At 35.9% G+C, this 17,761-nt stretch carries 23 protein-coding genes; 11 read left to right on the top strand and 12 right to left on the bottom strand.

Annotated features, from left to right (window positions below):
* Nucleotides 1–7: 7 nt before the first annotated feature.
* The 5 genes from BLW93_RS05560 to BLW93_RS05540 are packed head-to-tail and all read right to left on the bottom strand — an operon-like array spanning nt 8 to nt 3,945.
* The gene (locus tag BLW93_RS05560; protein ID WP_076713107.1) at nt 8–1,477 is read right to left on the bottom strand and encodes an SAVED domain-containing protein; all 1,470 of its coding nucleotides are present in this window, start codon (nt 1,475–1,477) and stop codon (nt 8–10) included.
* Nucleotides 1,477–2,268, bottom strand: coding sequence for a hypothetical protein (locus tag BLW93_RS05555; RefSeq protein WP_076713106.1), 792 nt, complete (start codon nt 2,266–2,268; stop codon nt 1,477–1,479). The genes BLW93_RS05560 and BLW93_RS05555 overlap by 1 nt, the downstream gene beginning before the upstream one ends.
* A gap of 5 nt (nt 2,269–2,273) precedes the next feature.
* Nucleotides 2,274–2,876, bottom strand: coding sequence for a hypothetical protein (locus tag BLW93_RS05550; RefSeq protein WP_076713105.1), 603 nt, complete (start codon nt 2,874–2,876; stop codon nt 2,274–2,276).
* The gene (locus tag BLW93_RS05545; RefSeq protein WP_076713104.1) at nt 2,869–3,321 is read right to left on the bottom strand and encodes a hypothetical protein; all 453 of its coding nucleotides are present in this window, start codon (nt 3,319–3,321) and stop codon (nt 2,869–2,871) included. The genes BLW93_RS05550 and BLW93_RS05545 overlap by 8 nt, the downstream gene beginning before the upstream one ends.
* A 45-nt stretch (nt 3,322–3,366) precedes the next feature.
* Entirely contained in the window at nt 3,367–3,945 is a 579-nt protein-coding gene (locus BLW93_RS05540) for a flavodoxin family protein (RefSeq protein WP_076713103.1), read from the bottom strand.
* 58 nt (nt 3,946–4,003) lie between these two features.
* On the opposite strand from BLW93_RS05540, the gene BLW93_RS05535 reads away from it, so the two are divergent.
* The gene (locus tag BLW93_RS05535; RefSeq protein WP_076713102.1) at nt 4,004–4,453 is read left to right on the top strand and encodes an antitoxin AF2212-like protein; all 450 of its coding nucleotides are present in this window, start codon (nt 4,004–4,006) and stop codon (nt 4,451–4,453) included.
* Between the two features lie 8 nt (nt 4,454–4,461).
* Entirely contained in the window at nt 4,462–4,794 is a 333-nt protein-coding gene (locus BLW93_RS05530) for a SpoVG family protein (protein ID WP_078058160.1), read from the top strand.
* Here BLW93_RS05530 and BLW93_RS05525 read toward each other — a convergent pair.
* From BLW93_RS05525 to BLW93_RS05510, 5 genes are read right to left on the bottom strand one after another with little or no spacing between them, the layout of a single operon-like run.
* Nucleotides 4,748–5,596, bottom strand: coding sequence for a 4Fe-4S binding protein (locus BLW93_RS05525; protein WP_076713101.1), 849 nt, complete (start codon nt 5,594–5,596; stop codon nt 4,748–4,750). The two genes, BLW93_RS05530 and BLW93_RS05525, sit on opposite strands and share 47 nt — an antisense overlap.
* The gene (locus BLW93_RS08825; RefSeq protein WP_158025383.1) at nt 5,596–5,748 is read right to left on the bottom strand and encodes a hypothetical protein; all 153 of its coding nucleotides are present in this window, start codon (nt 5,746–5,748) and stop codon (nt 5,596–5,598) included. Before BLW93_RS08825 ends, BLW93_RS05525 begins: the two co-directional genes overlap by 1 nt.
* Nucleotides 5,738–6,610 (bottom strand): Mrp/NBP35 family ATP-binding protein, encoded by an 873-nt coding sequence (locus tag BLW93_RS05520; RefSeq protein ID WP_076713100.1) that lies wholly within the window; start codon nt 6,608–6,610, stop codon nt 5,738–5,740. The genes BLW93_RS08825 and BLW93_RS05520 overlap by 11 nt, the downstream gene beginning before the upstream one ends.
* Nucleotides 6,611–6,622: 12 nt before the next feature.
* Entirely contained in the window at nt 6,623–7,405 is a 783-nt protein-coding gene (locus BLW93_RS05515) for an inositol monophosphatase family protein (RefSeq protein ID WP_076713099.1), read from the bottom strand.
* A gap of 1 nt (nt 7,406) precedes the next feature.
* Nucleotides 7,407–7,655: a hypothetical protein gene (locus tag BLW93_RS05510; protein ID WP_076713098.1), complete on the bottom strand. Its 249-nt coding sequence runs from the start codon at nt 7,653–7,655 to the stop codon at nt 7,407–7,409.
* Between the two features lie 91 nt (nt 7,656–7,746).
* Here BLW93_RS05510 and BLW93_RS05505 point away from each other — a divergent pair, with 91 nt between their 5' ends.
* The 3 genes from BLW93_RS05505 to pstS all read left to right on the top strand — a co-directional run bounded on the left by BLW93_RS05505 (nt 7,747) and on the right by pstS (nt 10,419).
* Nucleotides 7,747–8,421: a response regulator transcription factor gene (locus BLW93_RS05505; RefSeq protein ID WP_076713097.1), complete on the top strand. Its 675-nt coding sequence runs from the start codon at nt 7,747–7,749 to the stop codon at nt 8,419–8,421.
* On the top strand, nt 8,366–9,316 hold the full coding sequence (locus BLW93_RS05500; RefSeq protein WP_078058159.1) for a sensor histidine kinase: 951 nt from the start codon (nt 8,366–8,368) through the stop codon (nt 9,314–9,316). Before BLW93_RS05505 ends, BLW93_RS05500 begins: the two co-directional genes overlap by 56 nt.
* 65 nt (nt 9,317–9,381) lie before the next feature.
* On the top strand, nt 9,382–10,419 hold the full coding sequence (pstS, locus tag BLW93_RS05495) for a phosphate ABC transporter substrate-binding protein PstS (RefSeq protein WP_144444016.1): 1,038 nt from the start codon (nt 9,382–9,384) through the stop codon (nt 10,417–10,419).
* A 50-nt stretch (nt 10,420–10,469) separates the two neighbouring features.
* On the opposite strand, the gene BLW93_RS05490 is transcribed toward pstS, so the two are convergent.
* The gene (locus BLW93_RS05490; protein WP_076713095.1) at nt 10,470–10,724 is read right to left on the bottom strand and encodes a DUF4911 domain-containing protein; all 255 of its coding nucleotides are present in this window, start codon (nt 10,722–10,724) and stop codon (nt 10,470–10,472) included.
* Nucleotides 10,725–10,940: 216 nt separating this feature from the next.
* Between BLW93_RS05490 and BLW93_RS05485 the strand changes: the two genes are divergently transcribed.
* From BLW93_RS05485 to BLW93_RS05465, 5 genes are all read left to right on the top strand, one after another.
* Entirely contained in the window at nt 10,941–12,008 is a 1,068-nt protein-coding gene (locus tag BLW93_RS05485) for a GGDEF domain-containing protein (protein WP_076713094.1), read from the top strand.
* Between the two features lie 112 nt (nt 12,009–12,120).
* Entirely contained in the window at nt 12,121–13,113 is a 993-nt protein-coding gene (locus BLW93_RS05480; RefSeq protein WP_076713093.1) for a response regulator, read from the top strand.
* A 56-nt stretch (nt 13,114–13,169) separates the two neighbouring features.
* Nucleotides 13,170–14,054, top strand: a complete 885-nt coding sequence (locus BLW93_RS05475; RefSeq protein WP_076713092.1) for a hypothetical protein — start codon at nt 13,170–13,172, stop codon at nt 14,052–14,054.
* 67 nt (nt 14,055–14,121) lie between these two features.
* Entirely contained in the window at nt 14,122–15,018 is an 897-nt protein-coding gene (gene thrB / locus BLW93_RS05470) for a homoserine kinase (RefSeq protein WP_076713091.1), read from the top strand.
* Nucleotides 15,015–17,129 carry an ATP-dependent helicase gene (locus BLW93_RS05465; RefSeq protein WP_076713090.1) on the top strand — a complete coding sequence of 705 codons (2,115 nt, stop codon included), beginning with the start codon at nt 15,015–15,017 and terminating at the stop codon, nt 17,127–17,129. Before thrB ends, BLW93_RS05465 begins: the two co-directional genes overlap by 4 nt.
* On the opposite strand, the gene BLW93_RS08820 is transcribed toward BLW93_RS05465, so the two are convergent.
* Complete coding sequence (locus BLW93_RS08820; protein ID WP_158025382.1) at nt 17,112–17,249, bottom strand: hypothetical protein; 138 nt, start codon at nt 17,247–17,249, stop codon at nt 17,112–17,114. The genes BLW93_RS05465 and BLW93_RS08820 overlap by 18 nt on opposite strands.
* A gap of 74 nt (nt 17,250–17,323) precedes the next feature.
* Here BLW93_RS08820 and BLW93_RS05460 point away from each other — a divergent pair.
* The coding region (locus BLW93_RS05460; protein WP_245791970.1) for a transposase at nt 17,324–17,761 on the top strand (438 nt) is incomplete at its 3' end.

Genomic DNA, 17,761 nt, shown 5'->3' with positions numbered 1-17,761 from the left:
ACATAAATTAAAAAATATTTTCTAACTTATCTGTTTTGATTACGGGAGAATAGCTATTCCTTTCTGGAACATAGTTGTATATAGTTGCCGGTATAAATTTTCCGGCACATGCTCCAAGTGCAAAAGCCATTGGGCACGGGATGCTCAAAAATATATGGAATCTTTCAACCATGTATTCACTTCGCAACCTGTTTAGTTCGGAGTAAATTTCTGAAACAATGGTTTTCCATATTTCTTGATTCAAAGGAACATTTCCCGTTTTCTCTTTTAATGTAATGTAAAAATGGGAAGAGTTTTTTAGATAATTTTCAACAAAAATTCTGGTAGAACCGAGAGGGTTATGGCTTGCTATATGTATAGTAATTGCAGTTTCTTTATTGCTTCCTTTTTCTATCTGTTTCGTTTGAATCCAGTTTCTACTGCGTTTTATCTCTTTGAGTTCTCTATTTATTGTGATAATTGGATAGTATTTACTATCTTGATAATGATAGAGAACGGCTTTCTTTCTTACTCCAAAAATTATACCGGCTCCGTACATTAGCGATGAAATAACACCTATAATATGGAATACTGCTTCTTCTCTTTGCCTTGTCATTTTTAGAAGTTTGCTGGAAAATTCCTCTTCTAAAAATTTGTGGAAGGTTTCAAGTGAGTTTTCCAGATAATTCCTTTTAACTATACCCATATCAGAAAGAGAAATATTGGAAAACTTTGACACGGCGTCACAATTTAATTTGGTTTCTTTTTCAAAACTTCTAAGGAAAATTTTTACAGTTTCTTTTGGTTTCCCTATCATTAAGGGAAAAGGTACAGGAATATTTCGTTTGAGATAGCACTTCAATTGTTCGAGATTTCTGACATCTTCAGCAGTTATAAGTTTTAGATTTTGCTCTTCACTTATCTTCTCTTTTTCGCCGATAAAACCCACAGAAAGAATATTTCCGTAATAATCAACACTTCCAGTGAAACTGAGATGAGAAAGAAAGCATTTATCTTCTGTAAGTAGCCCTGCCGCAACGGCAAGCATAAATGAATCTTGACTAAAAGGCGAATCAAATGCAATAGCAAATCCTTTTCCTGTTGCTTTTCTAATTATACTTAACAACTCATCGTCTATTTTTGAAAAGTTTAAAATAGAGCTTTTGAGAGGCACCAGATAGGCTGTTATTATTTCACCCTTTACATCTTTTACAACGGGAAATTTAACTTTTACTACTTCTTTTGAGAAAAAATTAGAAACTTCCTGTTCCGAAAGTTTAAATAACTTCTTGAACAGTTCGGGTTGTTTAAAATGCTTAAAATTTTTAATGGCACGGAAAGTTTCAAAAGCTGTTGACCAGGGAAGCCTTTTTTCTTTAATAGCCTTTAAAAGAAAAGGCAGGTCTTCTCCATCAACTTCACCACTTCTGATTAGTTTATTTATTTCTTCGGTAGTTAACTTTATCTCTTTTGTTATCAATTTCCTGAACCAACCCATTATTTACCTTCTATAGTAATTGTTTTAGCAATGTACTCGACATTGGCTACAGGTTTTTCAATCTCTATGGTAAATTCCTCTGGTAAGTTCTCAACGTAAAGTTCCATATTAAATACTTTTATTAAAGCCGGTTTGTTTATAATACCGCTGTTTATTACCTTTACTCTGAGTTTATTTTCGTGACTAAAAACAATGAAATTTTCCATTGCTACAGCCTCTTTCTCTCTTCCGGCCACTGCCGGTAGCGTTTCCAACATTTTACCCGGAATGTAAAAAAGCGTTTTCTCTTTTTCTTCAATCTCTTTCACAAAATTTAAAAAGATTTCTTTACTTCTTTGAGCCTCAAATAGTTTGAATTCACGCTTAACAGGAAGTTTGTCTCCTGTTCCGCTTTTTTCCCCCGGCAAGCGGAAATTTTCATCTTCAAGGTATTGTTTCATAATTTTAACGTCTTTTCTATCAATTCTTCCGACAAGTTTTGCCGAGCCAAGCAGATTTTCTGTTATGTAAAGAACCAAATCACCCTGCAAAATCCATTTGTCCCTTAATGGATGTTCAAAATTGACTATCAAATCACTGGAAGTTGCCATTTCCCATAGGTAAGACATAAGAACGGTTTCGTAAGGAAGAACGTCATCGATTACGCAAACAAGTATAGGATTTTTGTTAGTAGAAAGTTCCAAGACATCGCCTACACGAGCTTCTACAATATTTTTACTATGTTTAAGTATCATCTTTGCTTCTCCATTAATTTCAATGTAATCTTTCAATAGTTCATTTAGCGTTGCCATATCTTCTACCCTTTTAAACGAAATTTTTTACAGGTTGTGGACATATAAAGTTCGCAAAATAGTGTAAATTCTTCCTCGTTGAAGGATCCATATTCTTTAAAAAGAGAATTCAGTTTCCGTTTTAGGCGGTTCCACCTTTTGTACTTGGCATCTCTGGATAGGGTCGATAAAAATGGATTTTCTTCGGAAGGATACTTTTTGTTGAATATCATCCAACATAGCGTTTCAATTTCCTTATCTGATAGATTGTTGGTTATTATCTCCACCATCTCCTCTACGAAAAGAAATGTTATAACTGAATGGCTTGTGCTTTTCCCCAGCAATTCAGGAAGAGATTCTTCTTTTAAAATATGATGTATTCTGCCTTTTAAAAATTTATCTTGAAAGTAGTTACGTGCTATAGTGTATAGGAAACTGAAATTTACTTCAGCTCTTTGTTCAATAATTTTCTTTTTTTCTGTAAGGATGTAATATACTTCAGCTCTTATGACTTTAAAACTATACTCACCGAATTGTTTTAAAATAATCTGTTTTTCTTTTTCTGTTAATTTTTTAAGCAATATAGAACTTATTTTATCAATAATTTCTGAAGATAAAAAATCAGTCACCACACACTCCACAAAATTCGAACAGATTTTTATTTTTTATAAAATATTCTGGAATTTTAAAAACTTTCTTGTATGCTCCTTTCCTGTGATGCACGTGAATAAATTTATAACTCTGTTTTTTAAAATAGAAACTGTCGCAGAGTTTGTTGCATTTTTGCAAGTTTATTTCAATTGGTTCAAGGTCATGTCCGCAATATTTGCTTTTTGACGTAAGGAATATACATAAGTAATTAGAGTTCACTTTTTTAGTTGTTATCATTGGACGTTTTTTTCTCTGTTTTTTTATTCCTAAATCTATGCCAAAATTTTTTGAAACGGATAAAATATTGATGACAAGCCATAGACATTTAGAATTCTGGCATCTTTCTTGGCTTTTTTCTATGTAATCCTCATTGAAAAGTTCTTTATATATTTCCATCAATTGTTTTTTCATTATTTTAACCAACGTAACCTTAATTAAAGTATGGGCAGCTTGAGCTGCCCGTGAATATCACTTAAGCATTCCTGCTATCTCATTTACGTGTCTTCCAAGGCTTTTGGCTGTTTCAATACCGCCTTTGTTGAACTCAAATTTACCGTCTTTCTGACTTACTACTGCCGCGCAGCCAAAGTGGGCCGTTGGTGACGTGTCTCCGAATACAAGCATGCCGTGTATGAGTGCCCAGCCGTGAATTGCCTGAATTGTATGCTCCTGTCCGCCGTGAATAGTTGCCCCGACTGCTAAAGCACCACAGAACTTGTTTTTAAGACTCCAGCTTACCCGTAGTGCTCTGGAACGGTCAAAAAGGGATTTTAGCTTTCCTGTTATTGAACCAAAATAAACAGGTGAACCCACAACAATAACGTCAGCTTCTGTCATTTTAGCAGCTATTTCCTGAAAGCCATCCTTTAAAACACATGTGCCTCCGTTTTTTTTACAGGCACCGCACAATTTGCAATAGCCGATTTCAAAATCTGAAAGGGAGATAATTTCCTTTTCTATAGAAGAATCTATCTCACCAAGAGTTATTTTTAAAAGCTCCAGTGTTGAGCCCTTTCTGTGTGAACCGTTGATTGCCAGTACTTTCATTGCACCCTCCATGTTAGTTGTTGTATTATTTTATCAAAAGCTTTTGGAGAAAATTCACATGGAAGGAAAAATCAAAACTGTTAGGACTATTTTTAAAAATGGTGTTTTTGAGCCGATGGAAAATATAAATTTGCCTGAAGGAAGCGAAGCTGTTGTTGTTTTTCTGGAGGTTCCTATTTTTGAAAAAAAGCCTTCATGGTGGGACGAAGTTTCAGGAGATGAAAACTGGAAAAGAGCCCTTAATAGACTTGTTGAAAGGATAAAGGAAATTGTAATTCCAGAAGAGCTAAAACTGATAGATAGAGAAGGGGAGCGGGAAGTTATTATTATACTTGAAGGTGATGAAACAGCATTTTTAAGAACTTTAATGGAAGCGGGATATCACATTTATAAAACAACAGGTATATTCTTTCCTATACAGGTGATTTCTCGCAAAAGACTTAAAAGATGGCAAGAATTTGATAGAGAAATTTCCCGTCTTATAAGAGACGGAATTTCTCTTTTGTAGGAGGAATCTTGGATAAGAAGGCTGTTGAAAGGCTGCCTGTAATGGACCTGGAAATTACCGATGTTAAGATATACCCATTTGATACGAGTGGTATAGGCGGAAATGTCAAAGCTGTTGCAGAGATAGTTATAAATGGTGTTTTAAAAATAAAAGACATAAAGATTGTTGAATCTAATAGAGGTTTTTTTATTCAGATGCCCACAAGAAAATCAAAGTCTGGAGAATTTGTGCCTGTAGTGGAGGCAATGGATAAGAACTTGTACCTTCACATAAGACGCAAAATTCTGGATAAGTTTAAGGAAGAGATTTCTCGCTACGATTCTTATCTTCAGGAATTTTAAAAATAGAAGGATACTCTATGTCAAGGGCTTTACAATCTCTTATACAATTTAGACACCTTATACAGGAAGTGCTGTTAGGATTTTCATAAATTTTATGATCAACCGGGCACACATCCTGACAATGGTTACATCTGGTACAAAGAGACTCGTTGTGTGTAAACTTTATAGGTGATATCTTATTAAAAAGAGAAAAGAGTGCACCTAAGGGGCAGAAGAATCTGCAGAAAGGCCTTTTTGTGAAAATTGCTCCTCCGATAATAAGGAGCATAACTGCAACCTTAAAGGAAAAAAGCATTCCAGCAAGTCTTCTTATCTCAGGATGAAATCCTACCCAATAAAGTCCTGCTTCAAGTGTTCCTACCGGACACATCATGCAGAAAAGGTGTTTTTTGAAAAAGTAAGGAAGTATTAAAACAGGGAAAATGAGCATAACAAACTTAATCAGTTCTAACTTTTTGGGCAATTTTATCTTAGGTGTAGGAATTTTGTAAAGTATATCCTGGAGAAAGCCAAACGGACAGATCCATCCGCATATCCATCTGCCGAATGGCAGAGAGACAGAACCTAAAATTCCAAGAGTGTAGAATGGAAATTTAGCCATTACTATTAAATGAGAGAGTGTTCCTATCGGGCAGGAGAAAACCGAGGCCGGACAGGCATAACAGTTCATAGAAGGGAAAGGTATTGCCTTTAGTATACCGGTATAAAGTTTGCCTGTGAAAAAATTCCACACGGCGAAGTTTGAAATGAATGTGGTAATCGATTGATAAAAACACCTGTCTTTGAAGAAAGGCACTTTCATTACTCAATCCCTATACAGGACAGACATAAAAGTCTGCCGTTTTTATAAACATAAAGCCATTCTTTCTGAAACAACCCTATAAATATAAACGATATAAATAGTAGCAGAAGCAGCATAGCTGCCCCTGTTTTTCTATCAATCTTAAATTTCACCTTTTTCCACCTTTTCAACAATTTTGTCAACTATTGATTCAAAAGCTTTTGCAGATTTAGATTCAGGGTCGGCAATGACTATCGGTTTTCCTTCATCTCCAGCTTCAACAACCCTTGGTTCAAGAGGCACTTTTCCTAAGAAATCAATATTGAGCTCTTCTGCAGCCTTTTTACCACCACCGGATTTAAATATTTCAATCTCCTTTCCACAGTGCGGACATATAAGCCCGCTCATATTCTCTATAAGTCCGAGGAGTGGCACTTTCAACATTTTAGCAAAATTTACAGATTTTTTTGTGTCAAGCAACGCCACTTCCTGCGGAGTTGTTACTATGACAAAACCGTCCAAAGGTTTTATAAGTTGAGCTATACTTAATGCTTCATCTCCGGTTCCGGGAGGAAGGTCAATTATCAGGTAGTCAAGATTCCCCCAGTCCATTTCTGCAAGAAACTGCTTTATTGCTTGATGTTTCAAAGGTCCTCTCCATACAACTGGTTGGCTTGGGTCCTGAAGGAGAAAAGCCATACTGGCCACTTTAAGGTTGGGTATTTCATCAGGCACATAGGGTTCAATGAGTTCTGTCTCGGGATTTACATGTAGTTTTGCTCCTTCACCGCCGAGCATTTTTGCAACGTTAGGTCCGTGAATGTCTGCATCAAGCAATCCAACTTTAAAACCTTTTTTAGCAAGTGAAGCGGCAAGGTTCGTTGCAACAGTTGTTTTTCCAACCCCTCCTTTACCACTTAAAACTGCTATTTTATGTTTAATTCTTGACATGTTACAGATAAGTTTCTGCTCAAGAGGGTCTTTGACTGTTGAACACTTATTTTTTAAGCTACAGCTGTTGCATTTTTCGTCCATTTAAAACCTCCTTTAGCGGTTTCCAAGGTATTTATTTATTATTGAAAATAGATATTTGTATGTATTTTGTGAAGCTCCTATGATGTTTCCTGTCTTTAAAAATTCTCTTCCGCCTTTAAAATCGGATACAAAACCTTCTGCTTCTTGTATCAAAAGAACACCGGCAGCTATGTCCCATGGCTTCAAAGAAAGTTCCCAGAATCCGTCAAAAATGCCTTTTGCCGTGTAAGCAAGGTCAATTGCTGCAGAACCACACCGTCTTACTCCAGAAACTGAGAAAAAAACCTCTTTGAAACATACAAGGTATTCATCAAGCATCTCTTTTCCTCTGAAAGGGAAACCGGTTGCTATCAATCCTTCACCAAAAGGTCTATTACTTACTTTTATCTTTTCGCCGTTGCAAAACGCTCCGCTTCCTTTTTCCGCCGTGAAAATTTCGTTTAAAGTTGGAACAGCAACTACTCCAGCTATCATTTCACCTTTAAAGGAAACTCCTATGGAAACGGAAAACATGGGCAGACCGTGAATAAAATTTTTTGTTCCGTCGAGAGGGTCTATAAACCATACGTAGTCACTGTTTCCGAAGGTGCCGCTCTCTTCTGCAACAATCGAGTGGTTCGGGAAATGTGTTTTTATAACTTCTATTATTTTTTCTTCTGCTTCTTTGTCAGCTTTTGTCACATAGTCGTTTTTCGATTTGAAGGTTATTTCACTTTTTTTAAGATGTCCCTGATAATTCAAGAGTATCTGGGATGCTTCTTTTGCCGCTTTTATCGCAGTTTCGATAATTTCCATATTACTCCTCTAACAGATCCATTGGTGTGGGTCTGAAAGCAATAGTTATGACATTTCCGTTTTCAAGCAGATATTCTACCTTAAAAGATTCTTGAATTGTTAGGAAATCCTTTTCTTTCTCATTAATGAGAGCAAGCGTAAGGAAAATTGCTTCGTCCCATTTTTCAAGCTCACTAAAAACTACTTTCAAGTCAAAACCAGAATTTGAAAGAACCTTTTCTACTGCTGTCTCAAACTCCTCAGGTATCATTTGCTTCCTCTATGTTAAGAGTTTGTTAAGAAAAATGTTAATAAAATATAAACAGCTGTGTGAGAATAAAATTAATGCTTAAGAGGTGAAAATGAAAGAGATAAAAATTGCTGTTGTTGAAGATGATATGGAAATAGCCAACATTCTTAAACTGGCACTTTCCAGAGAAGGCTATAAAGTAAGGGTATTTGATACTTCTGAAAAACTTCTCAACAACATTATTGAGTATCAGCAGAATTACGATCTGATAATTCTTGATGTAATGCTTCCAGGCATGGAAGGTAGAGATGCCTGTAAACTGCTCAGAGATAGAAAAATTGATGTTCCAGTGCTTATTCTAACAGCCCTATCAAGTGAAGATGATAAAGTTAAAGGGCTTGATAGCGGAGCAGATGATTATATTACAAAACCTTTCAGCATAAAAGAGCTTCTTGCGAGAGTCAGAGCGCTTTTGCGTCGTCACGGAGAAGTTTCCGTACCATCTGTTGGTGTAGCCTCTGGTAGTATAAAATTTCTTGATGATTTTAGGACTGTAGAAATAAACGGAAAGAAAATATATCTTACAAAAACAGAGTTTATAATTTTCAGAATGCTTGTTGAAAACAGCGGGAAAGCCATCAGGAAAGATGAGTTATCAATGAAATTAGGAAGTAGAGGCTCTGTCAGAGCCATAGATGTTCATATTAAAAACTTGAGAGAGAAACTGGGTGATGAAGGGCACAAAATCAAGACAGTATGGGGAGTCGGATACAAATTTGAGTTTTGAAACGCTTGCGGAGGTAAATAGAGAGGCTTCTTCCGTTCTTTTTATTGATAATAACGGAACTATACTGGGAACTTCTGAAAAGATCTGGGATAGATATCCTTATCTTTCTGTTATTAAATTGTTTGAAAAGTTAAAGAAAAAAAAGAAAATTGCGGAAGCGGAATTTGAGGAGAAAGGAAGGATTCTTAAAATAAGAGGAAAACCTCTTAAAAATGTTTTTATGATAGAAATCGAAGATATTACAAGCCAAACCTGCATAGAAGATTTTAAAAAAAAGGTTATTTCTACCATTTCTCACGAGCTTAGAACGCCACTCACTATAATAAAAGGCTATGCAGAACTGCTTTCTCTTGAAACTGATTCTGATATTCTGGATAAAATGTCTGTTCAAATAGAGCGGATAATAAATATAGTTAATTCTATAAGCCTTTTAATGAAAGGTCAGGAAGGAGAATTGGTAGATATAGATGTTAAAAGTGTAGTGGAAGAAATGGCGCATCAGTTTGAGGATAAAATAGCTTTTAAAGGCATAGATTTTCATATAGATGTTGAACAAGGATTAAAGATAAAAGCAGAGAAAATTCTCTTTCAACAGATGATTATAAATCTTCTTGATAATGCTATAAAGTTCACTGAAAAAGGTAAAGTAGGAATAACAGGTTATAAAACAGAAGAAAATATAGTGATTGAAGTTTACGACACCGGACGGGGAATACCAGAAGATCTTCAACCGTTTATCTTTGAAAAGTTTGTAAAGTCCGAGGAAAGTCCTGGACTTGGTATAGGATTATCTCTTGTTAGAACAATTGTTAAACATCACGGCTGGGAGATAGAGCTTAATTCGGCAGCAGGTAAAGGAACCACTTTTTTTGTTAAGATACCTATAAGTTCTTAACAAAAAATTAACATTTTTGTGAGATATTTTAATTAGCAATTTTTAAAATCTACAGGAGGAAAAGAATGAGAAAGATGAAAAAAGCTACAGTTGCAGCTTTGACAGTTGCGGTAACAGCAGGAACAGTTTTTGGGGCGGCATCTTCAGCTAAGGCTTGGACAATCAACGGAGCAGGAGCTACATTTCCCTATCCAGTTTATGTAAAATGGGCAAAGGATTTTAAAAGAGCTACCGGAAACAGGGTAAACTACCAGGGTATTGGCTCAGGCGGTGGTATTAAGCAGGTAACAGATAGAGTTGTTGACTTTGGTGGAAGTGATAAGATGCTAAAGCCTTCAGAGCTTGATAAAAGAAGACTTTACCAGTTTCCAGCAGTTATAGGTTCAATTGTTGTTGTTTACAATCTTCCAGGTGTTGGTGACAAGGAACTAAAACTTTCAAACAGAGCAGTTTCTGACATTTTCATGGGCAAAGTAAGATACTGGGATAACAGAGAAATCAAACAGGATAATCCGGGGTTAAACCTTCCTCATATGCCTATTACCGTGATTCACAGATCTGAAGGTTCAGGGACCACATGGAATTTCACTTACTGGCTTTCTGGTATCTCTCCAGAATGGAAGTCAAAGATAGGTTACGGTAAAGTAGTTAAATGGCCTACCGGTATGGGTGCCAAAGGAAATGCAGGTGTAACAAATTATGTCAAGCAGATTCCGGGAGCAATTGGATATGTAGAGTATGCTTATAAAAAGCAGAACAATCTTACAGCTGCTATCCTTCAAACAAAAGAAGGTAATTGGGTTAAACCTTGTGACGAAACATTTAAGGCAGCAGCAGCTCACGCCAGATGGTCACTCAGAACACATTTTTACACACCTGGCAACCTTCTTCTTGCAGAAGGAAGAAACAGCTGGCCTTTAACAGTTGCAACAATGATTCTTCTTCCAAGAGAGAAGAAAGTGACAAATAAAAGAGTTACTGAATTTTACAACTGGGCATGGAAACATGATGATAAAGCTGCAGAAGAGCTTGGTTATGTTCCACTTCCAACTTCTGTGAAAAATATGATAAGAAAATACTGGAATACGGTAGTATTTAAGTAATTCCTTCTCTTCTTTCCTTTTCCAGGAAGCCCCGCTTAAAGCGGGGCTTTTCATTCTCTATGCCAGTTATCACCTGCTTCACCAACTACTTCAAGTTCTTCAACAAACCCACCACTTTTCAGATACTCGATTGCTTTCATTCCATCGTCAACAAAATCTGGAGATAGCCAGATTTCAATAATTCCATTTTTGTTGTCTCTTGTCCTAACAGTTCCCACTTCGTGGTACCACTCAAATATTGCATTTATAAAAGCTATATCCTTAACAGAAACTTTACATATCAGATTTACACCTTTTTTGAGCATTTCTTCCTCCTACTCTGTGGTAATTTTAGCACCTTTATACTTTGAAATGTTTTGGATTTTTATTTAACTCTTTAATTCATTTTGTAAATTATATTTTTTGTTTAAGATGTAGCTAATTGAAAACTCTGAGTGATTTTGACAATTTGCATATTTGGAATTATAATAAATTTGGTAGTATGCTAACCAGCTAAATACAATAAAGCGCAGGAAGTTTTTATGTATGGGTGGAATTCTATCCTTTTATCTTTTAGATGTAAGGACAGAAACAGGTTCTATGAAAAGTATCCGCATAGAAAGCGACTTTTGAGCACCATTTTGAGTATTACTCTTGTTCTAATTCCTATGATAGCTATCCTGCCGGCTTATATGTTTAAAAAGCCATTAATTTTTAAATCTGGAATCTTTTCTTTGCTTCTGGTAATTGCTGGAAGATTTATTTACTCTATAAGGCGTTATTTCTTTTCTGCAGTTTCTCTAATTTTTGCTATTTCTGTTCTTTGTTTCGGAATAGTTTTACAGGGTGAACATTTATTATATATGTGGTTTGCAGTTATTCCGGGACTTGCTTTCTTAACCCTTCCTTATAAAGATGCGATTAATATCGTTGTAACATTTCTTTTAGGAGTTTTTATTCTTTCTCTTAAATTTCATCATCATCCGGCCAAGATTTTCCTTTATTATACTGTAAATCTTGTCGCTTTTATATTAGTTATTTCTCTAGGAAGTTTTGTTTTAATTACCAAAATTGATGATACTTTTGAGATACTGAATGAGTCTTCTATCAGGGATCCTTTAACACGTGCCTATAATCGGCGAGCTTTTATAAAATTTATTAAAGAAGAAATTGACCGGGCAAAAAGATACGGTTTTCCTCTATCATTAATTATGATAGATATTGATGATTTTAAAAGAGTTAATGATACTTATGGTCATGTTAAGGGGGATATGGTATTAAAGGAGATGGCAGAACTTATAATGTGCAATATCCGCCAGTGTGATAAATTGGTAAGATGGGGAGGGGAAGAGTTTATTGTTGTCTGTCCTCATCTTTCTAAAGAAAAAGCTTATCTTGTAGCTGAAAAATTAAGAAATCTGATAGAATCTCATGATTTTAATGGTATAAGGATAACTGCAAGTTTTGGAGTTAGTGAAATTGATCCGGAAAAGCCTATAGAAAATGCTATAAAACTGGCAGATCATGCTCTGTATAAAGTTAAAAAATCTGGAAAAAACGGTGTAGCTGTTTTTGGTGATGGAGAAAGTTCTAATCTGGTGATGGATTAATATTTGTTAAATATTCACTATATTTTGGTTTAAAAGTATCTTTTCTTCTTGCATATTTTGCAGATAATGCTTATCATTTATTATCATCTGTAATAGGAATTATGGGGATATGATGGAAAATACAGTTCTTTCCCGAAATGATAATTTAAAGATTGGAAACACAAACTTCCATGTTCAGACAGAGTATTATCGTTCCTCCGGAGATGTTGTTACTCTTATTTTTAAAAAAGGTGAAGTTGTGAAAAGGATAGAAAGGAAGCTCTCTCCCCGGGAAACTCCAGATGATGCCGTTAAAAAGCAGCATATGGAAGTTATTCATAAACTTCTATCTGCTACTTCCGAAGAGAATGTAAAAACATCGGAAGTGGCAATTGACGAGCTAATACTCTCAGCCGATGTGACGGATTTCTTTAAATTGCTGGTCTCCCAGGTTTTTGGAAGGAAAGACTTTCTTTTTGCAAAGATGATAAATGTTAGTGGAAAGCCAATTCTTGAAATTGTGAGAAAACCTGAAAAAATCGATAAAGAAATTGTTGATGCGTTCGTGGAAGGGTTCATTGTGGAAGAAAAGCAGTTTTACCATATGGGAGAAGACGGTCTTTACCTTTATGGTTTTAAACTTAAAGACGGAACTATGGTTATAATTGGCTTTGAAAGAGAAGATTCAAAAGAGTTACTCGAAAGAGTTTTATACCAGGCTGAGGGATGTTTTAAACCTAAGTGTAACAGCAGGAAACTTTCAATACTGATAGTTGAAGATGTTCTCTTCACAAGACTTGTCGTTAGAGAAACTTTCAAACTAATAGCTAAAGAGCTTGAAGATTTCTGCTTTGAAGAGATAGATGAGGCAGAATCACTGTATGATGCGTTATCAATGTTAAAGAAGAAACATTTCGATATTGTTATTACGGATATTCATCTCGGAGACGGCCTGGGGATAGAAGTTGCCTCCTTTGTGAAGAAAAATTTTCCTGATACAAAAGTAATAGCACTTACCATGTATCCGGAAGATTACGAAAAAAATAGAGAAATATTTGATGGTTTTATTGCAAAGCCCATCACGCCACAAGAACTAAAAGAAAAACTGTTAAAAATTCTATCCTGAAAAACAGGAATTTTTTAGTGATATAATAGTATTGAATAGATTTAACTGGAGCTTCTATGACCAGAAAAATTTTTATTGGTATCTTTTCTATCTTCATAATTTTAATAGCAGGATTTTTCGGTGCTAATTACTATGTAAATAAAAAGATTTCTCAAAAGCTGAATGTTAAAATAGAAGAGCTTAAGCCTTATGCTGACATATCTTATAGAAGTCTTGATTATTCTCTTTTAACTGGCAAACTGAATATTTACGGTATTAAAATTCTTTACACTAACAGCAGTTATCCGATAACGATAAGTCAACTGATTATATCGGATTTTGATAGAGAACATGATATTCCCCTCTATGCTGATGTCAGGCTAAAAGGCATATCTTTTTATCTTAACTCTCTCCCTGAAGATGACAGGTTAATCCTTAAAGCTTTAGGATATGGAGATAAGTTAACAGCTTACTTTTCAACTGTATACGCTTACTATCCGGACAAAAAGCAACTTCTGATAAAAGACCTCTCCTATCGTATCAAAGGCATTGGAGCCGTTAAGTTAAGGTTACACCTCGCTAATATTAAACCTATAAAAGAAAAGGAATTATTATACTTCTTATTATCTGGCTGGTTGAATATCAAAATTGTCAGCGGTGAAATTGACTATTCAGATGAGGGACTTTTCGAAAGAGCAGTTAATCTGATTGCCAGAGAAAAGCATCTATCCACCGATCAACTAAAGGCAAAAATAATAAGAAAAATAAGAGATGGGCTTGGTAACTCTAAAGATACCGTTTCTCAGATGGCAGCAGAAGCTCTTATAAGATTTGTTCTTAAACCCGGCACGATAAAGATTACTGTTAATCCTTCCAGACCAACATCTTTTGGTGAAGTTCTTTCCAAGCAGTCTTTAGAAGATGCCTTAAAGTGTTTGAACATAAAAATAGAGGCAAACTGAAGCTTTGGCTTGATTTTTTTGCATTTCAAAGCTATCATCTTATTTCAAGCTTAATGATGGAGGAGTAATGAGATTTAAAGTTTCTGTACCAGCTTCAACAAGTAATCTTGGTGCTGGATTTGATGCTCTGGGACTTGCCCTTACAATTAACAACGATTTTATTGTTGAGAGTGCAGATAAATATCAGGTTGAAGTTGAAGGTGAAGGTAAAGGTGAACTACCAGAAGACGAAAAAAATCTTTTCTTGAGAGCTTATAAAAGCACGATGGAATATCTCGGTTTAAACCAGCCTGTTAAGGTTAAGCAGATAAACAGAATACCTCTTGGACGCGGATTGGGAAGTTCTGCAACAGCTATTGTTGGTGGTATTCTTGCCGCTGAAAAGTTAGCAGGCAAAAAGCTTTCTCTTCCTGAAGTAATAGACGTTGCTTTTAAGTTTGAACCTCATCCGGATAACGTCCTTCCCGCCTACACGGGAGGATTTGTTGTTGCCGCAACAAACGGTGATCTGTCTTATGTTAAGCTTGATTTTCCCGAAGAGTTAAAAGTAGTAATAGTCGTACCTGAACTATTTTTGTCAACGGAGGACTCCCGCTCTGTTCTCCCTGAAACATACACAAGAGAAGACGCAATATTCAATATTCAGAGAGTTGCTCTTTTGATGGGTGCACTTCAGAAAAAGGACTTTTCACTGCTTAAAGAAGCCGTTAAAGATAGAATTCACCAGCCTTACAGATGCGACCTCATTCCCGGTTTCTGGGAAGTGTTGTCTCAAGGATATAAAGAAGGAGCTTATGCTGTTTATCTTTCCGGAGCCGGAAGCTGCATAGGTGCACTTGCTGACAATAACTTTGACAATATCGGAAAGGCGATGTGCGATGTTTTTGAAAGTCTCGGTATTGACGCAAAATATCTTGTCCTTGAAGTTGATAAAGAAGGGGCAAGGATAGAAGATATCAAATGATAGAAAAGTTACTGGAAGATTTAAACGAACAACAAAGAGAAGCGGTAACCTACTTTGATTCTCCCTTGCTCATCCTTGCCGGAGCAGGTTCTGGAAAGACAAGGGTTATTACTTATAAGATAGCTTATATGATAGAAAAGTTTGGCTATGAGCCTGAGAGGATACTTGCCGTTACATTTACAAACAAAGCGGCAAGAGAAATGAAGGAACGCGTAGAACAACTTCTTAAAGGAAAAGCCGGTGTTTTTGTAGCTACCTTTCACTCTTTCTGCGTTAGACTATTGAAATCCCACAGCATAAGGGTGGGTTACAAACCGAACTTTTTGATTATTGATTCAGATGACAAGAAAAATCTTTTGAAAAACATAATGAAAGAGATGAATTTAGATACAGACCTTTATAATCCAGTTGCCATCGGTTCTATGATAAGCAATGTTAAAAATGGTCTATTTTCTGCCGAAGCTATGGAATTCAGGGGCTATGATAGATTTAACGACATAATGGAAACTTACAATAACAAGTTAAGAGAAATGAATGCTTTTGACTTTGACGATCTCCTGTTTTATGCGAAGAAGCTCTTAACGGAACATGATGACATACGAAAACGATACTCAAGTTTCTTTCAATACGTTTTAATTGATGAATATCAGGATACTAACGAAATTCAGTACGAGATAACAAAAGCTCTTACCATAGATAAAGGAAACGTGTGTGTCGTCGGTGATGAAGACCAATGTATCTATACATGGCGAGGCGCAAATATAAACAACATTCTTAACTTTGAAAAAGATTTTCCCGGAGCAAAGGTTATAAAGCTTGAGAAGAATTACAGATGTTCAGGTGTAATACTTTCTGCCGCTAATGCCGTTATAGCACATAACAAAATAAGGAAAGGTAAGAAACTTTTTACCGACAACGAAGATGGAGAACCTATAAGGCTTTTTGTAGGTGTTAACGATCAGGAAGAAGCATATTTTGTAGGGAAAACTGTTAAACGTTTAATAGATACAGAAATCAGACCTTCTGATATAGCAATTTTTTACAGGACAAATGCCCAATCAAGAAGTATAGAAGACGCACTTAGAAGGCTGGGGATTAATTATCAAATCGTGGGCGGATTAAAGTTTTATGAAAGAAAAGAGATAAAAGATATTATTGCTTATCTCAGGGTTATTCTCTTTGATGAAGATAGACTTTCAATTTTTAGAATTTTTAATACACCAAAACGAGGACTTGGAGCGGCAGCAGAAGAAAAGTTAAAGAAACTATTGGACGAAGGTAGAGGAAATCTTGAAGCTCTTAAAGTGCTGCTTGATACCGCCCCAACAAGACAGAAAGAGGGCATAAAAGAGCTTATTCACATAATCGAAGAAGGAAGAGAAAAGGTTAATATTTTGAAACCTTATGAACTTGTCAGGTTTATAACCATTGCCGCAAGATATGAAGACTACCTTCGAAAAGAGTACAGAGAAGATTGGGAATCAAGACTTGAAAACATAAGAGAACTTGGAAACACGCTTGAAGAATTTGCCGAAAGAACAGGATTCAAAGGTGAAGATTTATTCTTAGAATTTTTGAACACGATTACACTCTCTTCTGACCAGGACGAAATGGAAGAAGCCGAAAAGGTTACTTTAATGACTGTTCACGCTTCTAAAGGACTTGAATTTCCCGTTGTTTTCATAACCGGACTTGAAGAAGGATTATTTCCTCATGTTCGCTCTCTTGACAGCGCAGAGCAGATAGAAGAGGAACGACGGCTGTTTTACGTTGCAATTACCAGAGCCAAAAAACTTCTTATTCTAACAAGGGCAGAAAGTAGACGTTTCTTTGGAACTTACAGGGAAAGCGAACCATCAAGATTTCTGGAAGAAATTCCTCCTAATCTTATAAAAAAAGTTATGAGGAAAGATAGACCTTCCACAACTCAAACTGACAAGGTTTCTTATGTAAAAAAGGATAAAAAACCTAAAATCGTATTCCATAAAAAGTTTGGAAAGGGTGTTGTCAGGAGAGTTGAAGGGATTGGTGACAACGCAAAAGTGACAGCTTTCTTTGCCAACCACGGTGAAAAAACAATAATCATGAAATTTTTAAAAGTTCTGGCATAAAGTTTTAAAAGCGGAAGGATTATAAATTTCAAGAGCTCTTAAAAACTCTTTGGATTTTTTCCACTTTTTGAGTTCTACCTCAAAAGAAGAAGGCACTTTTGGTCTAAATAGAAGTTTCATTCCAATCTCTTCTAAAAGTTTATTCCCTTTTCTCTGGTTACATTCCTTGGTAGTGTACGATATTTTGTGTAAGCTTGAGAAATGGGATAACCTCCTGGGGAACACCCCACAAATACCAACCCCAGGAGGCAAAAATGGAACTACAGAAGATTTTACCAGACCTAGTTAAGGAAGTGGTAAAGCAAACCTTAGAGTCAATCATGACGGCTGAAAGAGAAGTGTTTCTTAAAGAACATGGAGGAACAAAGAACGGCTTTTACGTTAGAAACTTAGATACTGTTATCGGTAAGCTTGAAAATCTGAGAATTCCAAGAGATAGAGAGGGAAAATTCAGAACAAAGTTGATAGAACCTTATAGAAGAAGAGATATCAATCTTGAAGACTTAATACTTGGGATGTTTGCCTCTGGTATGAGTGCAAGAGCAGTAGCCCAGGCTCTTGAAAGCGTGTTTGAACTTAAATACTCACCCTCAACCATAAGCAAAATATCGCAGGTAACCTTAGAGGAAATA

Origin of the sequence: Desulfurobacterium indicum (genome assembly GCF_001968985.1) — a bacterium.
GTDB classification, from domain to species: Bacteria; Aquificota; Aquificia; order Desulfurobacteriales; family Desulfurobacteriaceae; genus Desulfurobacterium_A; species Desulfurobacterium_A indicum.
Note: the sequence above shows the minus strand (reverse complement) of the source record. Positions and strands in the feature narration are given on the sequence as shown.

Excerpts from the sequence above, each read along its gene's own strand:
- BLW93_RS05480 (WP_076713093.1), top strand. The coding sequence starts at position 12,121 with ATGGAAAATACAGTTCTTTCCCGAAATGATAATTTAAAGATTGGAAAC.
- BLW93_RS05520 (WP_076713100.1), bottom strand. The coding sequence starts at position 6,610 with ATGGACGAAAAATGCAACAGCTGTAGCTTAAAAAATAAGTGTTCAACA.
- BLW93_RS05510 (WP_076713098.1), bottom strand. The coding sequence starts at position 7,655 with ATGATACCTGAGGAGTTTGAGACAGCAGTAGAAAAGGTTCTTTCAAAT.
- BLW93_RS05500 (WP_078058159.1), top strand. The coding sequence starts at position 8,366 with ATGAAGGGCACAAAATCAAGACAGTATGGGGAGTCGGATACAAATTTG.
- BLW93_RS05485 (WP_076713094.1), top strand. The coding sequence starts at position 10,941 with ATGTATGGGTGGAATTCTATCCTTTTATCTTTTAGATGTAAGGACAGA.
- BLW93_RS08820 (WP_158025382.1), bottom strand. The coding sequence starts at position 17,249 with ATGAAACTTCTATTTAGACCAAAAGTGCCTTCTTCTTTTGAGGTAGAA.
- BLW93_RS05465 (WP_076713090.1), top strand. The coding sequence starts at position 15,015 with ATGATAGAAAAGTTACTGGAAGATTTAAACGAACAACAAAGAGAAGCG.
- BLW93_RS05560 (WP_076713107.1), bottom strand. The coding sequence starts at position 1,477 with ATGGGTTGGTTCAGGAAATTGATAACAAAAGAGATAAAGTTAACTACC.
- BLW93_RS05525 (WP_076713101.1), bottom strand. The coding sequence starts at position 5,596 with ATGAAAGTGCCTTTCTTCAAAGACAGGTGTTTTTATCAATCGATTACC.
- thrB (WP_076713091.1), top strand. The coding sequence starts at position 14,122 with ATGAGATTTAAAGTTTCTGTACCAGCTTCAACAAGTAATCTTGGTGCT.
- BLW93_RS05515 (WP_076713099.1), bottom strand. The coding sequence starts at position 7,405 with ATGGAAATTATCGAAACTGCGATAAAAGCGGCAAAAGAAGCATCCCAG.
- BLW93_RS05475 (WP_076713092.1), top strand. The coding sequence starts at position 13,170 with ATGACCAGAAAAATTTTTATTGGTATCTTTTCTATCTTCATAATTTTA.
- BLW93_RS05555 (WP_076713106.1), bottom strand. The coding sequence starts at position 2,268 with ATGGCAACGCTAAATGAACTATTGAAAGATTACATTGAAATTAATGGA.
- BLW93_RS05490 (WP_076713095.1), bottom strand. The coding sequence starts at position 10,724 with ATGCTCAAAAAAGGTGTAAATCTGATATGTAAAGTTTCTGTTAAGGAT.
- BLW93_RS05540 (WP_076713103.1), bottom strand. The coding sequence starts at position 3,945 with ATGAAAGTACTGGCAATCAACGGTTCACACAGAAAGGGCTCAACACTG.
- BLW93_RS05505 (WP_076713097.1), top strand. The coding sequence starts at position 7,747 with ATGAAAGAGATAAAAATTGCTGTTGTTGAAGATGATATGGAAATAGCC.
- BLW93_RS05535 (WP_076713102.1), top strand. The coding sequence starts at position 4,004 with ATGGAAGGAAAAATCAAAACTGTTAGGACTATTTTTAAAAATGGTGTT.
- pstS (WP_144444016.1), top strand. The coding sequence starts at position 9,382 with ATGAGAAAGATGAAAAAAGCTACAGTTGCAGCTTTGACAGTTGCGGTA.